Raw genomic sequence first — 21,791 nt, forward strand, 5'->3', positions numbered from 1 at the left:
ACAGCTGCCCCGAGACAGGCTGCACGCGCACGCTTCACATTGCGGCCGTCGCCGATACGCCGACCACCCGAACCCGACCCGGCCGATTCCGCTACCGGTTGCTACATCGCCGCACCGGTGCACCTCCGTTACCCGGAATGGTGCCATTCAACCACTGGCATTACCACCAGCAGACCACCCGACGATACCCACTGGCGCTCCCCGACAGAAAATCCATCGTTTAGCCGACACCAGGCACGACTGCGGCGCCGACCCCGCAGGATCGGCGCCGCTCCTCGGCTGTGGTCAGTCGATCACTTGATGATCTTCGTGACGCGGCCGGCACCCACGGTGCGGCCACCCTCGCGGATCGCGAAGCGCAGGCCCTCGTCCATGGCGACCGGCTGGATCAGCTTGACGGACATGTCGGTGTTGTCACCGGGCATGACCATCTCGGTGCCCTCCGGCAGCTCCACGACGCCGGTGACGTCGGTGGTGCGGAAGTAGAACTGCGGGCGGTAGTTGTTGAAGAACGGCGTGTGACGGCCGCCCTCGTCCTTGGACAGGATGTAGGCCTGGCCCTCGAACTCGGTGTGCGGGGTGTAGGCGCCCGGCTTGATGACGACCTGGCCGCGCTCGACGTCCTCACGCTTGATGCCGCGCACCAGCAGGCCGACGTTGTCGCCCGCCTGGCCCTGGTCGAGCAGCTTGCGGAACATCTCGATGCCCGTGATGGTCGTCTTGGTGGCCGTCGGCTTGATGCCGATGAGCTCGACGTCCTCGTTCACGTTGATCACGCCACGCTCGATACGGCCGGTGACGACCGTGCCGCGACCCGTGATCGTGAAGACGTCCTCGACGGGCATCAGGAACGGGTGGTCGGTGTCGCGCACCGGGTCCGGGATCGACTCGTCGACGGCCTTCATGAGGTCGAGGACGGACTGGGTCCACTTCTCGTCGCCCTCGAGAGCCTTGAGCGCGGAGATCGGGATGATCGGCGCGTCCTCGTCGAAGTCCTGGCTGGCCAGCAGCTCGCGGACCTCCATCTCGACGAGCTCGAGGATCTCCTCGTCGTCGACCATGTCGGCCTTGTTCAGGGCGACCAGGATGTAGGGCACGCCGACCTGGCGGGCGAGCAGCACGTGCTCACGCGTCTGCGGCATCGGGCCGTCGGTGGCGGCCACGACCAGGATCGCACCGTCCATCTGGGCGGCGCCTGTGATCATGTTCTTGATGTAGTCGGCGTGACCCGGGGCGTCGACGTGCGCGTAGTGGCGCTTGTCGGTCTGGTACTCGACGTGGGAGATGTTGATCGTGATGCCACGAGCCTTCTCCTCGGGCGCCTTGTCGATCGTGTCGAACGCCGACGGCTCGTTGAGGTCGGGGAACGCATCCGCGAGCACCTTGGTGATGGCAGCGGTGGTGGTGGTCTTGCCGTGGTCAACGTGACCGATGGTCCCGATGTTGACGTGCGGCTTCGTCCGCTCGAACTTCGCCTTCGCCACTGGTTGTCCTCCTGGACTTATCGTTGCGTGCTGCCTGGCAGCAGTGCAGTTGATGTTCTGGTCAGTACTTCTGGTCGTGCACAGGGCCCGACCGGCGGGAACCACCGCGAACACTGTGTGCCGATCACTGTGTGGATCGAACACGGCGTGTCAACAGTGCAGTGTCCCACCGTCGCCCTGGTGTCCGGCGCGCGATGAGACGAAGATTACTCTCCGTGGGCCTTCGCGACGATCTCCTTGGCCACGTTCGCAGGAACCTCGGCGTAGGAGTCGAACACCATGGTGTAGTTCGCTCGGCCCTGTGTCTTCGACCGAAGGTCTCCGACGTAGCCGAACATCTCCGACAACGGGACCGTGGCCTTGACGACCCTGGCACCGCTGCGTTCCTCCATGGCCTGGATCTGGCCACGGCGGGAGTTCAGGTCACCGATCACCTCGCCCATGTAGTCCTCGGGCGTGATGACCTCGACCGCCATCAGCGGCTCGAGGATCACGGCCTTCGCCTTCGGCGCGGCCTCCTTGAAGGCCATCGACCCGGCCACCTTGAACGCCATCTCCGAGGAGTCCACCTCGTGGTAGGCGCCGTCGAGCAGCGTGGCCTTGACGTTGACCATGGGATATCCGGCGAGGACACCGTACTGCATGGCGTCCTGGATGCCGGCGTCGACCGACGGAATGTACTCGCGCGGCACGCGGCCGCCGGTCACCTTGCTCTCGAACGCGTAGGTCTCGCCTTCCTCGCCCTCCCAGGGCTCCAGCTTGATGATGACCTTCGCGAACTGGCCCGAGCCGCCGGTCTGCTTCTTGTGGGTGTAGTCGTACTTCTCCACCGTCTTGCGGATGGTCTCGCGGTAGGCCACCTGCGGCTTGCCGATGTTCGCCTCGACCTTGAACTCGCGCCGCATGCGGTCGACGAAGACGTCCAGGTGCAGCTCGCCCATCCCGCCGATGACGGTCTGGCCGGTCTCGTCGTCCAAGTGGACCTTGAAGGTGGGGTCCTCGTCGACGAGCCGCTGGATCGCGGTGCCGAGCTTCTCCTGGTCGGACTTGGTCTTCGGCTCGATCGCCACCTCGATGACCGGCTCCGGGAACGACATCGACTCGAGGATGATCGGGTTGGCCGGGTCGCAGAGCGTGTCACCGGTGGTGACGTCCTTGAGCCCGATGAACGCGTAGATGTGGCCGGCCTGGGCCTCATCGATGGCGTTCTCCTTGTTGGAGTGCATCTGGAAGAGCTTGCCGATGCGCTCCTTCTTGCCCTTGGTCGAGTTGATGACCTGGGTGCCGGAGGAGATGTGGCCCGAGTAGACGCGCACATAAGTGAGCTTGCCGAAGAACGGGTGCGCCGCCACCTTGAAGGCGAGGCCCGAGAACGGCTCGTCCTTGGACGGGTGCCGGACGAGGACCTCTTCGGGGTTGTCCACCGCGTGGCCCTGCACGGCCTCGACGTCGACCGGGGTCGGCAGGTAGTCGAGGACGGCGTCGAGCATCGGCTCGATGCCCTTGTTCTTGAACGCCGTGCCGCACAGCACCGGGTACTGCTCGCTGGCGATGGTGACCTTGCGGATGGCGCCCTTGATCTCCGAGGTGGTGAGCTCCTCGCCGCCGAAGTACTTCTCCATCAGGGCCTCGTCGGTCTCGGCGACCGCTTCGAGGAGCTTCTCCCGGTACTCGTCGACCGTCTCCTGGAGGTCCGCGGGGATCTCCTCGATGACTGGCTCGGTGCCCGGCGCCACAGTGCCGCGCCAGGTGAGCGCCTTCATCTCGACGAGGTCGACGACGCCGTCGAAGTGGTCCTCGGCGCCGATCGGCACCTGCAGGACCAGCGGCGTCGCGCCGAGGCGCTCCTTGATGGTGCGCACCGTGAAGAAGAAGTCCGCGCCCAGCTTGTCCATCTTGTTGACGAAGCAGATGCGGGGGACGTCGTACTTCTCGGCCTGACGCCACACCTGCTCGGACTGCGGCTCCACGCCTTCTTTGCCGTCGAACACCGCGACAGCGCCGTCGAGCACGCGCAGCGAACGCTCCACCTCGACGGTGAAGTCGACGTGGCCCGGCGTGTCGATGATGTTGATCTGGGTGTCTTTCCAGAAACAGGTGGTGGCGGCGGAGGTGATCGTGATCCCCCGCTCCTGCTCCTGTTCCATCCAGTCCATCGTGGCGCCACCGTCGTGCGTCTCGCCGACCTTGTAGTTGATGCCGGTGTAGTAGAGGATGCGCTCGGTGGTCGTGGTCTTGCCGGCATCGATGTGCGCCATGATGCCGATGTTGCGGACCTTCTTGAGGTCGGTTAGCACGTCCTGTGCCACAGGATTCTTCCCCGCTCGTGACTCGGTGATTCGGTGGACCCTGCTGGGGCCCGGGATTCTCTTGCGCCGGCGTGTGACCGACCGGCACCGTGACCCTCCCGGTGGGGGCCGGCCGCAGCCCGCCCCCGCCGGAGTCGGATCACCAGCGGTAGTGCGCGAACGCCTTGTTGGCCTCGGCCATCTTGTGCGTGTCCTCGCGCCGCTTGACCGCCGCGCCCAGGCCGTTGCTGGCATCGAGGATCTCGTTCGCCAGACGCTCGACCATGGTCTTCTCGCGCCGCTGACGCGCGAAGGTCACCAGCCAGCGCATCGCCAGCGTGGTCGAACGGCCCGGACGCACCTCGACCGGCACCTGGTAGGTGGCGCCACCGACACGGCGGCTGCGCACCTCGAGGGCCGGCTTGACGTTGTCGAGCGCGCGCTTGAGGGTGACGACCGGATCGGTGCCGGTCTTCTCACGCGTCTGCTCGAGGGCCTGGTAGACGATGCGCTCCGCGGTGGACTTCTTGCCGTCCTTGAGGATCTTGTTCACCAGCTGCGACACGAGAGGCGATCCGTAGACCGGGTCGTTGACCAGCTGACGCTTCGGGGCGGGACCCTTACGAGGCATTAGCTCTTCTCCTTCTTGGCGCCGTAGCGGCTGCGTGCCTGCTTGCGGCCCTTGACACCCTGGGTGTCGAGGGAACCGCGGATGATCTTGTAGCGCACACCCGGCAGGTCCTTCACGCGACCGCCGCGGACCAGGACCATCGAGTGCTCCTGGAGGTTGTGGCCCTCGCCCGGGATGTAAGCGGTGACCTCGACGGCGGTGGTCAGGCGCACACGTGCGACCTTGCGAAGAGCGGAGTTCGGCTTCTTCGGCGTGGTCGTGTAGACGCGGGTGCAGACGCCACGGCGCTGGGGGCTCCCCTTGAGCGCAGTGGTCTTACCCCCCACCGTTTTGTCGTGGCGGCCCTTGCGGACCAGCTGCTGAATGGTTGGCATAACCGTCTTTCTCTGTGGCTCGGCCGGCGCGGCTGACTCAGTCGGCCGGTCGAGACGAACATTGCTGATGTGAAATTAGGGTTTTCGCAGTTGGGACAAGGTAGCTACTGCCCCTCACCCGAACCCCACGGTCGGGCGTGTCGCATCCCCTCACAGCGCAGCCAGCTGCTCGCCCGCGCGCGCAGCGCGGGAACGCACACTTGGCCATACCGTCGGGTAGGCACACAGATCGACCCGGCAAGCCGGGCACGGCCGTCTACGATACCCGGCCACAGCACAGGCGGTCAAAGCGGGCACGGCGCGCCGGACATCGTATCGGGGCAGAGGTCGACCGCAGGACGGGATCCGCGTCAGGCGCGAGCCACCCGGCGGTAGGACAGCAACGACAGCGTAGCGAACACGACGATGATCACGACCGCGCAGAGCAGCGCGTACATCGATGCGTTGTCGGCCGACCACCCCGAGGCCACCGGAAAGTCCGGGGGCGCCGGGTTGCCGAAGAGCTGACGGCCTGAAGTGGCGACGGCGGTGATCGGGTTCCACTCGGCGATCGCGCGCAGTGGGCCGGGCAGGCTCTGCGCGGAGATGAACGCCGACGAGATGAAGGTGAGCGGGAACATCCACAGGAAGCCCACGCTTTGCGCCACCTCGACACTCCGCGCCAGGAGTCCGGTCAGCACGCCCACCCAGGACATCGCGAACGCGAACAGAGCGAGGATCCCGAAGGCCGCCAGGGCCGCGCCGACGCCGCCGGTGATCCGCCAGCCGATCAGATATCCGCACCCCACCATGACGATCACGCTGATCGCGTTGACGGCGAAGTCCGAGACCGTCCGTCCGAGCACCACTGCCAGGCGCGACATCGGCAGCGACCGGAATCTGTCGATGAGTCCGTGCTGCAGGTCGCCGGACAGCCCCACCGTGGTGAACGCAGCGTTGAACACCACCGTCTGGGTGAAGATTCCGGCCATCAGGAACTCCCGGTACTCGCCGCCGCCGAGCGAGGCGCCGAAGACGTACGCGAACAACACGACGAACATCAGCGGCTGCACCGTGGCGCTGACCAAGAGCGTGGGGACGCGCCGGATCGTCAGGATGTTCCGGAAGGCGATGACCGCGCTGTCGGTGAACATCCGTCGTATCCGGTGGCCCTCGGCCGCGCGCAGGTGGGCAGCCACATCCGTCGCATCTCCATCGTCATCCGGCACCGGGCCGGCGGTGGATCCGTCCATGCCCGCGGTCGTGCTGCCGCCCGCAGTCGAACCCTCGTCCGGCCCGGTATCGGCCGGGGGGCGTTCCCCCGGGGCGCGTTCGTCACGGTCCGCCGTGTGCGTCGCGAGCGATTCCAGCTTCGTCACCTCGCGACCCCCGTCGTCGCATCGCCGTCCGTACCGACGCCGCGCCCGGTGACGGCCAGGAAGAATTCGTCCAGGCTCGTCTCTGTGAGCGAAGCGTCCTCCACTCGGACCCCGTCGACGGCGAGCCGGGACACCGCCGCGGCGAGCGACCGGCTGCCGTTCTGGGCGCGCGCGGACACGGTACGGCCGCCCACCTGCGGATCGCCGTCGCAGACCGCGCCCAGGGCACGGACGGCGTCCGGGACGTCGTCCGGCTCGCGCACCCGGATCGACACCACGTCGCCGCCGACTCGCGCCTTGAGCTCATCCGCGGTGCCGCGGGCGATCACCGCGCCCCGGTCGATCACCGTGATCGCATCTGCCAGCCGATCGGCCTCCTCCAGGTACTGAGTGGTCAGCAGCACCGTCGTCCCGTCGGAGACAAGGCCCTCGACGACCTCCCACATCTCCCGGCGGCCGCGGGGGTCCAGGCCCGTCGTGGGCTCGTCGAGGACTATGACGGCCGGGAAGGCGACGAGCGCGCCCGCCAGGTCAAGTCGACGCCGCATACCGCCCGAGTAGCCAGAAGAGCGCCGGTCTGCGGCGTCTTCGAGGTGGAACCGGCCGAGCAGTTCCCGGGCCCGTGCCGTGGCGACGCGCCGCGGCAGTCCGTACAGGCGCCCGATCATCCGCAGGTTCTCGAAGCCCGTCAGGTTGCCGTCGACGGCCGCGTACTGCCCGGAAAGCCCGATCCTGCGGCGAACGCGGTCCGGCGACGAGACGACATCCACGCCGTCCAGCAGCACCGTGCCCTCGTCAGGGCGCAAAAGGGTGCTCAGGATGCGTACGACCGTGGTTTTTCCGGCACCGTTGGGCCCGAGGACGGCGGCGATCGTGCCTCTGGCGATCTCGAGGTCGACACCGTCCAGCGCGCGGACGACGCCTGCCCGGCGCCGGCCGGGGCCGGGGCCGAACCGCTTCTCCAGTCCCCGGATCTCGACCGCCGGCCCCGTCATCGCGTCCGCTCCTCCGCCGGCGAACCGGACGATCCGCATATCGCATGCACGAGGCTGGCGGGACGCATGTCGGTCCAGTTCCGCTCGACGAAGTCCACCGCGTCCTGCCGGGACGACTCGCCGAGGCGGATGGTCCACCCGTCGGGGACCGGGGCGAACACCGGCCACAAGGAATGCTGGCCCTCGTCGTTGACCAGCACGAAGAAAGCGGATTCCTCGTCGTCGAAGGGATTCGCCGCGGGGCCGTGTCGGGTGGGTGTGCTCATGATGGTCCTCCTGTCGTGGGTGCTGCGATGCATTCGTGCCGTACGGCGTCGCGCGTCGCACGGTCGTTCCGGGTGAGGCTGTCGCCTCGGGTGAGGAAGGCCTCGAGCGCCGGACCGACGACGGCGAGCGCCTCCGGGGACGTCATCTGCGCATGGACGCAGTCGACCGTGATCTCCCTCATTTCCCCGCCGACGTGCCGCGGCCAGTCCGTGAACGCCCGCGGGCCGCCGGGTCCACCGCGGGCGGCGGTGACGAACAGGACGTCCCCCTCGAACAGATCGGGCCGGAAAGCGGCCGCGAGTGCGACGCCCTTCGCGTAGGCGTCGTACATCCGCCGAAGCTCATCGATACCCAGGTCGGCGAGGGCGCTGCCGGATTCGGGCAGCAGCGCTGCCGCGTCCTCGATGGTCATGTCCGGGTCTGCGATCGTCCCGTCGGCGCCCGCCGCGCCGGGCACGGTGTGCGCACCGGTCAGCTCGGCGACGAGCTCCGCGACGCTCGGCATCGCGCGGTACTCCGGCCCGCGCTGGCCCGGAAGGAAGCTGTCGAGCATGGTCAGCGTGGCCACGTCCTCGCCGTCGGCGGCCAGCAGCGTCGCCATCTCATGCGCGATCAGCCCGCCGAGCGACCACCCCAGCAGGTGGTATGGACCGTGCGGGGCCACGCGCCGCATCTCCGCGACGTAGCGCTCCGCGAGCCGGGGAATCGAACCGGGCAGTTCCTCGGCGCCGCGGAGGTTCGGCGCCTGCAATCCGTACACCGGGCGGTCGCGGCCCAGATGTTCGAGCAGTCCGTTGTACCCCCACGACAGCCCCATGGCCGGATGCACGCAGAACAGCGGCGCCCGCGTTCCGCCCGTCCGGATCGGCAGCAGCACCGCCAGAGCATCGGCGTCCGCGGCGTTCCGATCCGCACCGTGGGCGTCGCCCGCTGCGTCCGGCCCGCCTTCCGGAACATCCCGACCCTGCGCCGCCGAACACCGCCGCGCGAGGTCCGCAGGAGTCGGGTCGGTGAACAACCACTGCGGCGAGATCCGTCGCAGCTCCGGCAGACCGGAAACCCGGAGCTCGGCCACGGCGCGTGTCGCCAGCAGCGACGTCCCGCCGAGCTCGAAGAACCCGTCCTCCGCGCCGACGGTCCCGTAGCCGAGCACGTCCGCGAAGACCGCGCAGATCGCCGTCTCCAACCGTGTCCCGGGACCGCGCCCGCGGCCGGCGTCCTGCAGTTGAGCCGCGGGCAACGCCGCCCGGTCCAGCTTTCCGACGGGGGTGAGCGGAATCCGCTCGAGTGCCTGCACGGACGCGGGCACCATGTGGCGGGGCAGCACCGCCGCCGCGTAGTCGCGCAGCAGACGGCAGTCGAGCCGCATGCCGTCCACGCGGCCGGGCCCGCTGGTCTCGCCCGGCCCGGCGCCCGACGCGGGCTGCACGTAGGACACGAGCACCGTGTCTCCACCGGGTCCGGATACGGGAACGGTGACGGCGGCTCCGACATCCGGATGCCGGGCGAGCACCGCGTCCACCTCCGTGGGCTCGATACGGAAGCCCCGGATCTTGACCTGGTGATCGATGCGGCCGCGGTACTCGATCGTCCGGTCCGCCCGCAGCCGCGCCAGGTCGCCGGTGCGGTACATCCGCGAGCCGGGCCGGCCGAACGGGTTCGCCACGAAGCTTCCGGCCGTCAACGCCTGCCGGCGGTGATATCCGCGGGCCAGTCCGGGTCCAGCAAAATACAGCTCTCCGACCACGCCTGTGGGAACCGGGTGCAGGCGTCGGTCCAGCACCATCGCCTCGACACCGCGGACGGGTCCGCCGATGGTGATCGGCCCGTCCCCGACCGGTCGGCTCATCGTGGTGACGATGGTCGTCTCGGTGGGTCCGTAGACGTTCGACAGCACCCGGCCCGCGGCCCAACGCTCGGCCAGGTCCGGCCGCAGCGCCTCGCCGCCGACGAGCACGGTGCCGAGTCCGGGCACCCGATCCGGGTCGACGGTGTCCAGCGCCGCGGGGGTGATGAAAGCGTGCGAGACCCGCTGCCGCGCCAGGAGCCCGGTCAGTTCGTCGCCGCCGTAGACATCGGCCGGCGCGATCACCATGGCCGCACCCGACGGGAACGCCAGGAGTGCCTCAAGGATCGCGGCGTCGAAGCTCGTCGACGCGAAGTGCAGGGTGCGGCTGTCCTGTCCGATGCCGTACCGCTCGCCCACCTCATCTGCGAAGTTCGCCAGGCCGGCGTGCGTGACGGTGACGCCCTTCGGTGTGCCGGTGGAACCGGAGGTGTACACGAGGTAGGCCGGGTGCCGCGCGTGCAGCGGCTCCATGCGGTCCACGTCGCGGACCGGATCCGGCGACGCCGCCGCGCACTCTCTCAGGAAGGCCGGGTCGTCGAGTCGCATCCACCGCACCGATCCGGCGCGGCCGCCCGGTACCCGGGCGTCGGACACCCCGAGCCGGGCACCCGAATCCGCAAGCATCCGCTCGATCCGCGCCGGCGGATAGTCGCCGTCGATCGCCATGAACGTCGCACCCGTCTTGGCCACCGCCCACAGGCACAGCACGGATTCGATCGAGCGCCGCACCGCGACCGCCACCGGAATCTCGGGCCTCGCGCCGCGGGCGATGAGAACGCGGGCCAGCCTGCTCGACCGGGCGTCGAGTTCGGTGTAGGAGACCGTGTTCGCGTCCTGCACCAATGCCGGCGCCTCGCCCCTGCGCGCGACAGCCGCCGTCAGCAGGTCCGGCAGCAGCCGCGCCGCGGCATCCCGCTCGGAGGCCGGATCGCAGGCGCTGCGCAACGGCACGGTCGCGGCGCGTTCGGGCCCGGTCACCAGCACGATGTCGCCCACGGCCACGTCGCCGTCGGCGTCCAGCGCCTGCTCGACGATCGACGCGAACATCCGGGCGTACGCGTGTGCCCGGTTGCAGTCGAAGAGGTCGGTCGCATACTCGAGCGCCGCGTCGACCGTGCCGTCGGACCGTTCGCGCACCGTCACCTGCAGATCGAACTTCGTCGTCGCCGTCGCCACTTCGTCCACCGCGACGTCGAGCCCCGGCAGTCCCGCGGCCTGAAGGCCCGCACCTGTCGCCTGTGCACCGACCACCGACAGCGCCACCTGGAACAGGGGATGCCGCGCGGGGTGGCGTGCCGGATTCACGGCGGCGACGACCTGCTCGAATGGGATGTCGGCATGGCCGAACGCGTCCAGATCCCGGTCCCGCACGCGCAGAAGCGCTTCGACGAACGTCTCGCCGCGGTCGATCACGGTGCGCAGCGCGACCGTGCCCGCGAACATGCCGACCAGGTCCGCCAGACCCGGCCTGTCCCGTCCGGCCACCGGCGTGCCGATCGTGACATCGGGCTCGTCGGCGACCCGTGAGATCAGCACGGCGAGAGCCGTGTGCAGCACCATGAATGTGCTCGCGCGCCGGCCCCGCGCAAATCTGCGCAGTGCCGCCATCGTGTCGCCGCACAACGGGATCGGCACCTCCCCGCCGTGTCCTGACGGCGCGGGGGGCCGCGGACGATCGGCCGGAACGCCCGATTCCTCCGGCGCGCCTGCCAGCTCCGCTACCCAATAGTCGAGCTGCCTGCGGGCTTCGGCGGACGGGTCCGCCGCACCGCCGAGCAACGCACGCAGGTCCGCGGCATGGTCGGCGTACCGCAACGGTAGTGCGGGAAGACGGGGCCGCCGACCGGCCGCACGTGCACTGTAGAACTCGGCGAAGTCGCGCATCATCGGTGCGAGGGACGCGCCGTCCGCAGCGACGTGATGCAGCACCAGGAGCAGAACCGCCCGGCCCGGCCCGTTCCCGTTCGTGTGCCCGTTCCCGTTCGTGTGCTCAGCCCCGCCGGAGTGCAGCAGTACGGCGCGGAACGGTGCTTCGCCGGTGAGGTCGAAGGGACGGACCGCATGCCGCCGGATTGTTTCATCCATTTCCCCGGCCCCCACGCAGTGCGACGCGAGCACCCGTGTCTCGTCGGGCGCGTCCAGGATCAGCTGGTGCGGTCCGTCGTCCGAATCGGGCAGCACGGTTCGCAACGGTTCATGCCGCTCGATCAGATCGTGGACGGCGCCACGGAGCGCGGAGACGTCGAGCGCGCCGCGCAGACGCACCGCGAGCGGGATGTTGTACGAGGCCGAGTGTTCCGCGATGCGCTCGAGCACCCACAGGCTGTGCTGCGCCGGGGCGAGAGGGACGATCCCGGTACGGTCCCGTCCGGCAGCGCCGAGAAGTTCCGGCCCGGCAGGACCGGGCTGCTCCGTCCGCGCGGTCGTCCCGGCACGGCCGCGGCGCTCCGCCTGGCCGGCCCACTCCGCCAACTGCGCGACGGTCGGGTTGTCGAAGAGCGCCCGCACCGGGATGTCCACCGCGCACGCCTCCGCGAGATCGCGGGCCGCCCGGGTGGCGAGCAGCGAGTCGAGTCCGAGATCGAACAGGTCTTCCAGCACCCCGATGCGGCGGGCATCCAGCACCGCGCCCACGACGTCCCGGACCTGCTGTTCCCGTTCGGTGCGCGGAGCCACGTACTCGTCGACGGCCGCGTCGAAGTCGGGTTCGGGCAGGCCGGCGACGTCGAGTTTGCCGTTGACCGTCAGGGGCAACGCGCCCACGCGGGTGATCGCGGCCGGCATCATCTGGCGCGGTAGCGCCGCGCGCGCCCGGTCCCGCACCTCGCGCAGATCGGTGCCGGGCTCCGTTACGACGTAGGACAACAGCCTCTCGTCCCGCACCATGCTCACCGCGTAGCGCACCCCGCTGTGCGCGGTGAGCGCTCCGTTGACCTCGGCGGTCTCGATCCGGTGGCCGCGCACCTTGATCTGGCCGTCGACGCGGCCCAGGTAGCGCAGCGCACCGTCGCCACGGCCGCGGCGCACCAGATCCCCGGTCCGGTAGAGCCGTTCACCGGGCGCGCCCCACGGATGCGCGACGAAGCGCGATGCGGTGAGCCCCGCTCGGCCGTGATAGCCGCGCGCCAGACCCGCGCCTGCCAGATACAGCTCACCGGTCACGCCGTCCGGAACCGCGTGCAGCCGGGAATCGAGCACGTACGCGGCCGCACCGTCGACCGGATGCCCGATGGTGACGTCCGCGTCGGGGGCCAGCGGGCCGCTCATGGTGGCGACGATCGTCGCCTCGGTTGGCCCGTAGGCGTCGAGTACGGTCCGGCCGCCGGCCGCCCACCGCTCGACGAGCGCAGGCGGGCACACGTCCCCGCCGACCGCGACCACCCGCAGCGCGTCGATGCCGGCCGGGTCGACCGACATCAGCGCGGCGGGGGTGATGAACGCGTGCGTGATCTGCTCCGCGGCGAGCAGCGACGCCAATTCCACTCCGCCGTAGACGTCGGGGGGCGCCACCACCAGCGTGGCGGCCGCGCCCGTGGCGAGCAGGATCTCAAGCATCGAGGCGTCGAAGCTCGGCGAAGCGAAGTGCAGGATGCGCGAGTGCGCACTTGTCCCGTACCGCTCGTTCTGGGCGCGGACGAGCCCGGCGAGGCCGGCGTGCGTCACCATGACGCCCTTGGGCCGGCCGGTGGTACCCGAGGTGTAGATCATGTAGGACACCTGGCCCGGCTGCACAGGCTCGGGTAGGTCGGCATCCTCGATCGGGCGGGCGGGATCCACCTCGCCGGGCTGTGCCGCCTCCGCGTCGTCGATCGCGAGCCACCGCATTCCGGTCGTACCGGGCGCGGCCGCCGCCGACCCGCACAGGCCGATCCGGGCGCCGGAATCCTCGATCATGTGCGCGATCCGCTCAGGCGGGTACGCGGTGTCGACCGGCACGAACGCCGCGCCGGTGCGCGCCGCCGCCCAGACCGCGAGCACCGATTCGACGGAGCGCGGAATCGCGATCGCCACCGGTGATCCAGGCCCTGCCCCGTGCGCGAGCAGCGTCCTGGTCACCCGGTTCGCGCGTGCGTCGAGCTCCCGGTAGGTCAGCGATCGTGCCGCGTCCCGGATCGCGGCCCGGTCCGGTTCACGCCGCACCGCATCGTCCAGGATCTCGGCGAGCGTGCGGTGTTCCGAATCCGGCGGCGAGGCGGTCGCCGCCGCACGCTCCGCCGCGGAAAGGATCGGCACGTCGCCGACGGCGGTGCCGGGCGCATCCGCCACCGCTGCCGCGACGCGGGCCAGCCGCGCGCCGAACGCCCCCGCCGTCGACTCATCGAACAGCGCCCGGTCGAAAGCGATCGTCCCGACCAGGTCGCCGCCGCCACCCGGCCGTAGCCGGACCTCGAGATCGAACTTGCCGGCGGCGTTGCCGACGCTCGACGTCGTCGCCGCGAGCCCCGGCAATCGCACAGCCGGCGCTTCCCCGTCCTCGAGCGTCAAGGCAACCTGGAACAGCGGGTGCCGGCCGGCGAGCCGAGGCGGGTCGCAGGATGCGACGACGCGTTCGAACGGCACATCGGCGTGTGCAAGCGCCTCGAGGGTGGCGGAGCGGGAGGCGCGGAGCAGCCCGGTGAAGCCGGCCCCCGGATCGACGACCGTCCGCAGCGCCACCGTGTTGGCGAACATGCCGACGAGCCGTTCGCCCCCCTCCGTCCCGCGTCCGGAGACCGGGGTGCCGATGGCCACGTCGTCGGAGCCGCTCATGCGGGCGAGAAGCAGCGCCAGCAGACCGTGGACGGCCATGAACTCTGTGGCCCCGGCCTGCTGCGCGAGCTCCGCGAGCCGCACGCGGACGGCGGCCGGGATCGCGAATCGGGACTCGCCGACCTCGATGCCGCGCGCGTCGTGGCGCGCCGATCCGGCGGGGCGCGGCCGGTCCAGCGGGGGCAAGGACTCGGCGGGCAGGCCGGCGAGCTTCTCCTGCCAGTACCGCAGCTGCGCGGCGCCGCGGCTGCGGGGGTCCGCCGCGTCACCGAGCCGCGCCTGCTCCCTGAGCGTGTAGTCGCGGTACTGCACTGGCAAAGGCCGCCACCGCGGCGGCCGGCCCTCGCCACGGGACGCATAGGCTTCCGTGAGGTCACGCGCCAACGGCTCCATCGATCCGCCGTCCGCGGCGATGTGGTGCAGCACCAGCAAGAGCACGCAGCCCCCGTCGTCCCCGTCGAGCAGGCGGGCCCGGAAGGGAATCTCGCGCTCGAGGTCGAACGGTCGTCCCGCCGCCTCGGAGACGCGTGCGGACCTGTTCTCGGCAGTGACGGATTCGACCGGGAGCACGTCCCCGACCTCCTCGACCGGCCGCACGAGTTGCGCGGGCCCGAGCCCGGAGTCGACGATCACCGTGCGCAACACCTCGTGCCGCTCGAGCAGGTCCGCGACCGCAGCCTGCAGCGCGGCGATATCCGGCCCCCCGACGCCGACGGGGAGATCAGTCCCCGACGCAGCACGCAGGTCCACGGCGACGGCGATGTTGTATTTGTCCGACGCCGGTTCCTTGCGGTACTCGAGCCAGATCTGCTGCTGGGCGGAGGACAACGGCACGCGCTCGTGCAGCCCGGCGACCCGGTCCGCGCCGGGTTCGCCCAGGCCGCCGTCGGGAACGGCGCCGCGGCCCTCGACAACGGCGGCGAGTGCTGTGATCGTCGGGTGGTCGAAGACCTCCCGCACGGACAGCGCGGTTCCCGTCGCCGCGGAGAGCCGCTCGGCCACCTGCACGGCCAGCAGCGAGTTCCCGCCGAGCGCGAAAAAGCTGCGGTCCACCTCGAGCGCCCCGGAGCCGTCCTCCAGCTCTTCTTCTGTCGCTGGGGCCCCTGCCTCCTCGGTTCCGTGCGTCGTGCCGTCGAGGACGCGCGCGAAGGCCTCCGCGACGAGCCGCTCCGCCGCCGACTCCGCCGTCCTGCCCCCCGCGGCCGTGATCTCCGGCTGCGGCAGCGCCGTCGTGTCGAGCTTGCCGGACGCCGTCCGCGGAAATTCGGGGAGCGCGACGACCGATGCCGGCACCATGTGGCCGGGCAACCTGCCGCTCAGCGCGTCGAGGATCTCCGCCTCGGCGGGTCCTGCCGCCCGTGCCGCGTCGGTCAGAACGTAGGAGACCAGCCGCGCCGAGGCACCGCGCCCGAGCACCCGCGTGCGTGCTTCACGGATCCCGGGGAGAGTCACGAGCTCGGCGTCGACCTCGCCCGGTTCGATGCGGAATCCGCGTACCTTCACCTGGGAGTCGGCGCGGCCGGCGAAAGACAGTCGCCCGTCCCGGTCGGCGCGGACGAGGTCCCCGGTGCGGTACATCCTCGTCCCACGGGCGCCGAACGGGTTCGCCACGAACCGCTCTGCGGTGAGCGCGCGGCGGCGGTGGTAGCCGCGGGCCAGCGCCGGACCGGCTAGGTAGAGTTCACCGGTCACTCCGGGCGGGACCGGGCGCATCCGGCCGTCGAGGACGAGCAGTTCCGCCCCCTGCACTGCCGACCCGATGGTGTTCCCTCGTCCGGGCGCCAGCGGCCCGCTGACCGTGACCGCCACCGTGGCCTCGGTCGGACCGTACGCGTTCACCATCTTCCGGTCCGGGGACCAGTCCGCCACGACGCCGGGCGGGCACACGTCGCCGCCCACGACGAGCGTCTTCAGCGACGGGAGCCGGCGCTGTGGCAGCGACGTCAATGCCGCCGGAGTGATGAAGGCGTGCGTAACCTGCTCGCGCTCCAGCAGGTCGGCGAGTTCGCGACCGCCGACCATTCCGGCGGGGGCGATCACCAGCGTCGCCGACGAGCCGACCGCCATCAGGATCTCCAGCACCGATGCGTCGAAGCTGGGCGAGGCGAAGTGGAGGACGCGGGCGTCGCCGTCCACGGCGAACCGTCGCCGCTCGGTGTCGGCGAGATCGACCAGTCCGCGGTGCGTGACCACGACGCCCTTGGGCAGGCCGGTCGAGCCCGACGTGTAGATCAGGTATGCGGGCTGTCCGGGGGCGGCCGGGCGGACGAGCTCGTCGTCCCGGACAGGCGCGGCGGACACGCGGGCGCACTCGTCGCGCGCGGCGACCGAATCGACGACGACCCAATCGATGTCCTGCGGGAGACGATCGGTCCCGTCCTCACCCGGCAGTCCGTCGTCCCCCGGCAGGCCGGCCTCGCCTCGCACATCGTTCACGTTGGCGAGGTCGTCCTCGGTGCACAGTCCGCACCGCACGCCGGAATCGACGAGCATGTATTCGATGCGCTGACGCGGATAGCCCGGGTCGACCGGCAGAAAGGCGGCGCCGCATTTGGCGACCGCCCAGATCCCGACCAGCGCGTCCACAGACCGCCGGATCGCCACCGCGACGAAGGACTCCGGGCCGATTCCGCGCGCGATCAGCGTCCGCGCCAGTGCGTTCGACCGCTCGTCCAGCGTCCGGTACGTCCACCCGCGCCCGTCCGCGGCGACGGCCTGACCACCGGGGTTCGCCGTCGCCGCCCGCGTGAGCATAGCGCCCAATGTCGGCGGGACGGAGACTTCCGAGGCCTCCGGGTACTGCGGCGGCTCCGGGGCGCGCATCGGGACGGTTTGACTGCGCTCATCCCTCGAGAGGATCTCGATCCGGTCCAGCGGAAGTTCGGGCGCACGCACCGCAGCGTCGAGGATCCGGACGAACCGCTCGGCCATCGCAGCGACGGTCTCCTCGTCGAACAGGCCGTCGTCGTAGGCGAAGGAGCCGCGGATGCCGCCGGCGCCGTCCTCGCCGGTCGGATCGTCCGCCCCCTGTGCTGCGGCAGCACCCGGGTCGTCGATGACGACCTCGAGGTCGAACTTGACCGTACCCGTCCGGATCGGCTTCGCCGTCGCCGCAAGTCCTCCCGTCACCAGCCGAGTCGCCGGCCTGTCCTGCAGCGAGAGCACGGCCTGGAACAGGGTCGGCTCGCGATCCCGCTCGTCCTCCGGGCGGGCGGCGCGCACCTGGTCGACGATCTCCTCGTACGGCAGGTCCGCGTGCGACTGCGCCTCGAGGGACGCCTCCCGGGCCGTGTGCAGCAGCGCATCGAAGCCGCGCGCCGGATCGATCGGCGTACGCAGGACGAGCGTATTGACGAACATGCCGACGAGCCCGGCCAGGTCACGGTCGGTGCGGCCGGCCACCGGCGTGCCGATGCCGACGTCGACGGCGCCGCTGAGCCGGTGGACGAGGGCGGCCAGCGCCGCGTGCAGGACCATGAACTGTGTCGTCCCGTGGCGACGTGCGAGTTCCTGCAGCCCGTCGGCCGCCTCCGCGCCGATCCGGAAATCGACGAGGCCGCCCGTCCCCGTGCGTCGGCCGTCGGACGACGGCGCGGACGGCAGCACATCCTGATCAGCGAGCCCGTCGAGCGCCTCGGCCCAGTGCGCACGCTGTCGGCACTCACGGCTGTGCGGGTCGTGCGGGTCACCGAGCCTCTCCAGTCGGCGCATCGTGTGATCCGCGAACTGCAGCGGCAGCTCCTCCCACCCGGGCACCGCACCACGGCTGCGGGCGTCGTACGCCACGGCCAGATCGTGTGCGAGCGGGGTGAGCGACCACCCGTCCGCGGCGATGTGGTGGATCGACACGGCGAGCACGTACCGCACGGCTGCCCGGTCCTGCGGATCGCCGACGAGGAACAGAGCGGCGCGCAGCGGACGGTCACGCGCGAGGTCGAACCCCTCTGCGGCGAAAGCGCACAGGCGCGCGGCGACCGCGTCCTCGGCCACCCTCTCCTCCGGAAGCCGCGCCGCCTGTGCCGGCAGCACCAGCTGGCGCGGCCCGGCCTCCCCCGACGGATAGACGGTGCGGAGGACCTCGTGCCGCGCCGTCACGTCGGCGAGCGCCGCGCCCAATGCCGCGCGGTCGGGTTCGCCGGCGAGATCCAGCGCGAACGGGATGTTGTAGTTGCCCGTCCCGGGATCGAGCGAGTTGAGGAACCACAACCGCCGCTGATCCGGCGAGAGCGGGACCACAGCGGGGCGCGACGGCAGTGCCCCGCCGTCGGCGTGCGGGTGTTCGACGGAGAAGACGACGTCGCCGGGAAGCGCTGCGGCGAATGCTGCGACCGTCGGCGCGTCGAACACGTCGGCGATCGTCAGCTCGAGGCCGGTCCACGCACGCAGCAGGGCCACGAGCTGCGTCGCCAGCAGCGAGTTGCCGCCGGTGTCGAAGAAGTCGGCGTCCGCGCCCACCTTCGGCACCTCGAGGATCTCGGCGAAGGCGGCGGCCACGGCCCGTTCCGCCGGTGTCTGCGGCTCCCTGTCGTCGGCGCGCGCACCGAAAGCCGGTCGCGGCAGCGCCGCACGGTCGAGTTTTCCGTTCGCAGTCACCGGCATCGCGTCGAGGACCACGATCGCCGCGGGGACCATGTACTCGGGAAGCCGCGCGCGGACCCGCCGGCGAAGGCCGCGCCCGTCCGGCCCGGGCCCGGACGATCCGGCCCTGGTCGCGGCCGGGTCTCCGACGACATGCGCGACGATCGCCGCGTGCGCGCCCTCACCGAGCACTGTCGCGACCGCCTGGCCGACGCCGGGCTCGCCGGTCAGCACGGCTTCGATCTCGCCGAGCTCCACGCGCTGCCCGCGGACCTTGACCTGCGAATCGGTGCGCCCGAGGAAGTCCAGGCGGCCGTCGGACCGCCACCGGGCCAAGTCGCCCGTGCGGTAGAGCCTCCCACCGCCGCCGAACGGGTCCGCGACGAACGCGCCGGCCGTCAGCGCCGGGCGGCCGGCGTAGCCGCGCGCGAGCTGCGTGCCCGCCAGGTACAGTTCGCCGACGGCACCGACGGCCGCCGGCCGCAGGGCGGCGTCGAGTACGTAGGTGCGCGTGTTCCATACCGGCGCACCGATCGGGATCGCCTCGCCGGACAGGTCTCCCGGCAGGCATTCGGTGGCGGTGACGTCGACCGCCGCCTCCGTCGGGCCGTACAGGTTGTGCAGCGCAGCCTCCGACACCGCGCCGAAGTCCCGGACCGTTTTGGACGGCAGCGCCTCGCCGCTGCAGAAGACCATCCGCAGCGAGGTGCATGCGGCCGCGTGCGGCTCGGCGACGAACGCCGCCAGCATCGACGGCACGAAGTGTGCGACAGTCACGCCCGCACGACTGATCAGCCGCGCCAGATAATCCGGGTCCCGGTGCCCGCCGTCGAGCGGCAGGAGCATCGTGGCGCCCGCCTGCAACGGCCAGAACAGCTCCCACACAGAGACGTCGAAGGTCATCGGTGTCTTCTGCACGACGGTGTCCTCGGAGCCGAGTACGTACCGGTGCTGCATCCACCGCAGCCGGTTCGTGATCGCCCGGTGGGTGACGGTGACGCCCTTGGGCCGCCCCGTCGAGCCGGAGGTGAAGATGATGTACGCCGCATCGTCGGGGTGGGGGTCGCGCAGTTCCGCGCCGCTGCCGTCCGTGCCCGTCCCGAGCAGTGCGCCCGCGCCGTCGATCCGCAGTATCGGCGCGGGTCCGGCCGGGCCGCCGGGTTCGGGGTTCGCGGGCGGCATCCGCGCCGCCTCCGCCACGTCGTCCGCGAGGTCTGCTGCAGTCAGAACGCAGGCCGGACGTGCCGCGCGCAGGACGTGGGCAGTGCGTTCGGCCGGATGGGCCGGATCGAGCGGCAGGTACGCCGCACCCGCCTTGACCACCGCGTACACGGCGACGATCGCGGCCACCGATCGCGGCGCGGCGATCGCCACGGTCGATCCGGGCCCGACGCCCCTCGCGCTCAGCATCCGCGCCAGCCGCTCGGCGCGATCGTCGAACTCCCGATAGGTCAGCGAGTCCGCACCCGCCTCGTCGGAGGCGAGGGCGACCCGGTCCGGATACCGCGCCACGGCCGCCCGGAACATTGCGGGAAGCGTCGTCGCCTCGAGTTCGACGTCCGTGTCGTTCCAGGTCCGGAGAACCAGCCGCCGCTCCGCCTCCCCGGCGATCGGCAGACTGGTGAGCGGTGTCGACGCATCGGCCGTGGCGACGGCGTGCAGCAACGAGAAGTACCTGCCGTGGTGATCCTGCAGGTCCCGCGCGTCGTACAGGTTCGGGTTGGCTTCGAAGTCGACGACGGTCCGACTGCCGCCCTGCGTCGGATACACGTTGACCGACAGGTCTTCCACCGGCCCGGTCGACAGAATGTGCATAGTCCCCTTGACCGGACCGAAGTCGATGCCGTCGTGGAACATCATGATGTTGATCAGCGGACCGAGGAATCCCCGTCGCCCGGTGGACGCCCCGGCGTCCCGCATCATGTCCTCGTACCGGTAGCACTGGTGCTGCACGGCGGTCCGGAGTTCGGCGTTCATCCCATCGACGAGATCGCCGACGGTCGTCTCTGCGCGGAAACACGCCCGCAGCGGGACGATGTTCGACAGCACGCCGCCCGGTCGGCGCAACTCCCGCGTCGGCCGCGCCGCGACGGGCAGGCTGAGTACCACCTCCGGTTCCCCTGTGATGGAGGCGAGGTAGTACGCCATCGTCGCGGCGATCACCGATTCCGGACGGATCCCGCGGCCGGCGCACATCCGCACGATCGCCGCGAAGGTTTCGTGCGGCAATGCCGCCCCGGCTCGCAGGCTGGAGGGATCGGCGGGCGCCGTCCTACCCGCTGCGAGCGTGTGCACCGACGGCAACGGGTCCAGCTTGCCCGCCCAGTGTTCACGGTCGGCGGCCCACTGGTCCGACCGCCGGTAATCAGCAGTCTGCTGTTGCACCACCGCCGCACCGGCCGTCTCGAGCGGAGCCGCGTCCTCCCCCGCGATGAGCGCGCCGTACCGCTCCGCCACCCGTTCAGCCACCTTCATCGCCGAGAATCCGTCGAAGACGATGTGGTGACCGCGGCAGAACCAGATGTAGTGTTCGTCGCCCACACGCAGCAGCGCGTTGCAGACCAGCCGGTCGCGGACGGCGTCGACGCATTCGGCCGCCCGGGCCCGCATCCACGCCATCGCGGCCGCACGAGGTGCGGCCTCGCCCCGGAAGTCGTACTGCTCGACGTCCAGCCGAACGTCCCGGTCCACCACCTGGAACGGTTCGCCGTCACGCAGAACGATGCGGGTCTGCGCCGCGTCCACCTCGTCACCGGTCATCCGCACCGCGTCGGCCACCGCCTGCGGGTCCACCGCGCCCGGCAGGTCGAGATACTGGGCGATCGTGACCGGCACGTCCGGCGCCAGCAGCTGCGCCTCCCAGAGGCCACGCTGGGCGTCGGTCAGCGGGTACAGCCGTCCCATCTCAGCGTGCGCACCCGCCCGGCACGCCCCGGCAGCACCGGAGCCCGCTGAATCGGGGCCGGCGGCACCGGGCTCCTGTGCCTCGCGATCGTGCACGACGTGGCGTTGCATACGTGGCTCCCTCCGCGCTGGTCGTCCGGGCACGACGGCGGAGGGCGCACTGCGTTCAGCAGCTGCGCACGCGGCGCGCGGCGGCCCCTCGCCGACGAATCGGCTCTCGCGTAGGACTTCGGCGCCGAGCGTCGAGCGGATGGGTCGCGGCGGAGAACGGGCGGCAACCGCGCCACGTCATACGGCCGGTGGAAACCCCGGAT

8 protein-coding genes are annotated in these 21,791 nt (G+C 70.8%); all 8 read right to left on the bottom strand.

The genetic code is table 11. The annotated features are described in order from the left end of the window. Positions 1 to 293: 293 nt before the first annotated feature. Positions 294 to 1,484: an elongation factor Tu gene (gene tuf / locus JJ683_RS01970; protein WP_182347946.1), complete on the bottom strand. Its 1,191-nt coding sequence runs from the start codon at positions 1,482 to 1,484 to the stop codon at positions 294 to 296. Positions 1,485 to 1,690: 206 nt separating this feature from the next. Then, positions 1,691 to 3,793 carry an elongation factor G gene (fusA, locus tag JJ683_RS01975; RefSeq protein WP_200170985.1) on the bottom strand — a complete coding sequence of 701 codons (2,103 nt, stop codon included), beginning with the start codon at positions 3,791 to 3,793 and terminating at the stop codon, positions 1,691 to 1,693. A gap of 139 nt (positions 3,794 to 3,932) precedes the next feature. Then, positions 3,933 to 4,403 (bottom strand): 30S ribosomal protein S7, encoded by a 471-nt coding sequence (gene rpsG / locus JJ683_RS01980; RefSeq protein WP_143906423.1) that lies wholly within the window; start codon positions 4,401 to 4,403, stop codon positions 3,933 to 3,935. Then, positions 4,403 to 4,777, bottom strand: coding sequence for a 30S ribosomal protein S12 (rpsL, locus tag JJ683_RS01985; protein ID WP_200170986.1), 375 nt, complete (start codon positions 4,775 to 4,777; stop codon positions 4,403 to 4,405). The genes rpsG and rpsL overlap by 1 nt, the downstream gene beginning before the upstream one ends. Before the next feature lie 350 nt (positions 4,778 to 5,127). Continuing rightward, entirely contained in the window at positions 5,128 to 6,135 is a 1,008-nt protein-coding gene (locus tag JJ683_RS01990) for an ABC transporter permease (protein WP_307810631.1), read from the bottom strand. Further along, positions 6,132 to 7,130, bottom strand: coding sequence for an ATP-binding cassette domain-containing protein (locus JJ683_RS01995; RefSeq protein WP_200170987.1), 999 nt, complete (start codon positions 7,128 to 7,130; stop codon positions 6,132 to 6,134). Before JJ683_RS01995 ends, JJ683_RS01990 begins: the two co-directional genes overlap by 4 nt. After that, positions 7,127 to 7,396 (bottom strand): MbtH family protein, encoded by a 270-nt coding sequence (locus JJ683_RS02000; RefSeq protein WP_200170988.1) that lies wholly within the window; start codon positions 7,394 to 7,396, stop codon positions 7,127 to 7,129. The genes JJ683_RS01995 and JJ683_RS02000 overlap by 4 nt, the downstream gene beginning before the upstream one ends. Next, a complete protein-coding gene (locus JJ683_RS02005) occupies positions 7,393 to 21,588 on the bottom strand; it encodes a non-ribosomal peptide synthetase (RefSeq protein ID WP_200170989.1) in 14,196 nt (4,731 codons plus the stop codon). Before JJ683_RS02005 ends, JJ683_RS02000 begins: the two co-directional genes overlap by 4 nt. Between the last annotated feature and the right edge of the window lie 203 nt (positions 21,589 to 21,791).

It is taken from the genome of Tomitella cavernea (assembly GCF_016599145.1).
GTDB classification, from domain to species: Bacteria; Actinomycetota; Actinomycetes; order Mycobacteriales; family Mycobacteriaceae; genus Tomitella; species Tomitella cavernae.